This is a genomic window from Collinsella sp. LCP19S3_B11 (assembly GCF_052121915.1).
In the GTDB taxonomy this organism is placed as follows: Bacteria; Actinomycetota; Coriobacteriia; order Coriobacteriales; family Coriobacteriaceae; genus Collinsella.
The window spans coordinates 1-2187 of sequence record NZ_JBQKDI010000042.1 but is presented as its reverse complement, the minus strand read 5'-3'; the positions used below and the strand labels follow the sequence as shown (position 1 = coordinate 2187).

Annotated in this window: 1 protein-coding gene; it reads left to right on the top strand. The window is 57.2% G+C overall.

All coding sequences use genetic code 11. From position 1 onward, the window contains the following. Positions 1 to 277 precede the first annotated feature (277 nt). Positions 278 to 1972 (top strand): phospho-sugar mutase, encoded by a 1695-nt coding sequence (locus ACTQV4_RS10255; protein ID WP_441569777.1) that lies wholly within the window; start codon positions 278 to 280, stop codon positions 1970 to 1972. Positions 1973 to 2187 lie beyond the last annotated feature (215 nt).

Genomic DNA, 2187 nt, shown 5'->3' with positions numbered 1-2187 from the left:
GCCCGTGGGAGGCCAGGGCGCCGCTGACCGGTGGACGGCACCGAGCCGTGCGCTTGGACTGAGAAGGGGGAGGCCTCGCGGCCTCCCCCTTTTTCGTTTCTCAGGCAATTTAACTAAATGACATTTTTTACAACGATATTATCTGCCGTCTTATTCAGACGTTCACCGTTCTCCTGACAGTCTCACGCACTCAATGGATTACTATCTACTTAAGCGTGATACTGCGCTTGACCTGTTTTAGGCGGGCCGTTTTATTGATTGTGACGGAAGGACGCACATGGCAGATGTTCACGAGCTGCTTGATACTTGGATTGCCAATGTCAAGGATGATGAGCTGCTGACTGAGCTCAACACGATGAAGGAGCAGGGTGACGAGGATGCCATCACCGATGCCTTCTTCCAGGATCTTGCCTTCGGCACCGCCGGCCTGCGTGGCACGATCGGTGCTGGCACTAACCGTATGAATATCTATACGGTCGGCCGTGCAACGCAGGGCTTCGCCGACTATCTCAATGCGACTTTTGAGCATCCGACGGTTGCCATTGCTCGCGACAGCCGCAATAAGGGCGAATTGTTCGTCAAGACGACTGCTGCCATTCTTGCAGCAAACGGCGTGACTGCTCTCGTGTACCCTAAGATTTCTCCCGTGCCGACGCTTTCCTGGGCCGTCCGCGACCTTAAGTGCTCCGGTGGCATTTGCATGACCGCTAGTCATAACCCTGCGCCCTATAACGGCTATAAGGCATATGGCCCCGACGGCTGCCAGATCACTAGCGAGGCCGCCGATGCAATTTCTAAGGCTATCGCCGAGACCGATACGTTCACTGGCGTGAAGTCCATGGACTTCGATGAGGCTCTTGAGCAGGGTCTGGTCAAATGGATCGATGACTCGTGCCTCGAGCGTTATTACGACGCCGTTCTCGCGCGCGGCGTGACCAACCTTTCTGCCGAGGAGATTGCTGGCGCTCCGCTTAAGCTCGTCTACACTCCGCTCAACGGCACTGGTCTCATTCCCGTCACGACGGTGCTCGAGCGCGCCGGCATCACCGATGTCACGGTTGTTCCCGAGCAGAAGGACCCGAACGGCGATTTCCCGACCTGCCCGTATCCTAACCCCGAGATCCGTCAGGCCATGCAGAAGGGAATCGACCTGTGCGAGCAGGTTCACCCCGATCTGCTGCTTGCAACCGATCCTGACGCCGACCGTGTTGGCGTTGCTGTTAAGAATGGTGATGACTATCTGCTGCTGACCGGCAATGAGATGGGCGTTCTGCTGCTCGACTATATCTGCAAGACCCGTGCCGCCTGCGGCGAGGATCTCACCAAGAAGGTCGCGGTTACTACCATTGTTTCTTCCGCCATGGTCGATGCTCTGGCCGAGGAGTATGGCTTTGAGCTCCGTCGCTGCCTGACGGGCTTCAAGTACATCGGTGACATCATTACCTCGCTTTCCGATGCTGGTGAAGTCGATCGCTTTATCTTCGGTTTCGAGGAGAGCTACGGTTATCTGGCCGGCGACCACGTGCGTGACAAGGACGCCGTGAGCACTTCGCTTCTGATTTGCCAGATGGCGCAGTATTACAAGCTCCAGGGCAAGAACCTTGCCGATGCGATGCACGAGCTGTACGAGAAGTATGGCTACTATCACAACAAGACGATTTCGCTGAGCTATCCGGGCGCTGAGGGTGCGGCAAAGATGGCCGGCATCATGGCTGGTCTGCGCGAGAACCCGCCCGCGGAGCTCGCAGGCTCCAAGATCGAGGCCGTTGTGGATTACAACACGTGCGTGAACGGCCTGCCGAAGGCTAATGTCATTGAGTTCGATCTTGAGGGTGGCAACAAGGGTATTGTCCGTCCTTCCGGCACCGAGCCCAAGATCAAGCTGTACATCTTCGCTAAGGGCGCGGATGCCGCCGAGGCTGATGCAGCACTTGACGCGATTGAGGAGTCTGGCCGCAAGCTGCTGGCCTAGGGCTTGATAAACAGACTGTTACCGATAAGAAGGGAAGGGGGTCTCGCAAAGGGCCCCCTTCTTTTGCTCTAACGTTTGGTCGATGAATAATAAATGTGTAGGAGCTGTGTGCAACCAGATTCCCGCCCCGCGGGCCCCTCCGGTCTGGCAATATATCTCCTTGCCGCGCGGCCCGGTCGGACCGGGAACCGGCGCAGGCGTGCACCTTGAGAACC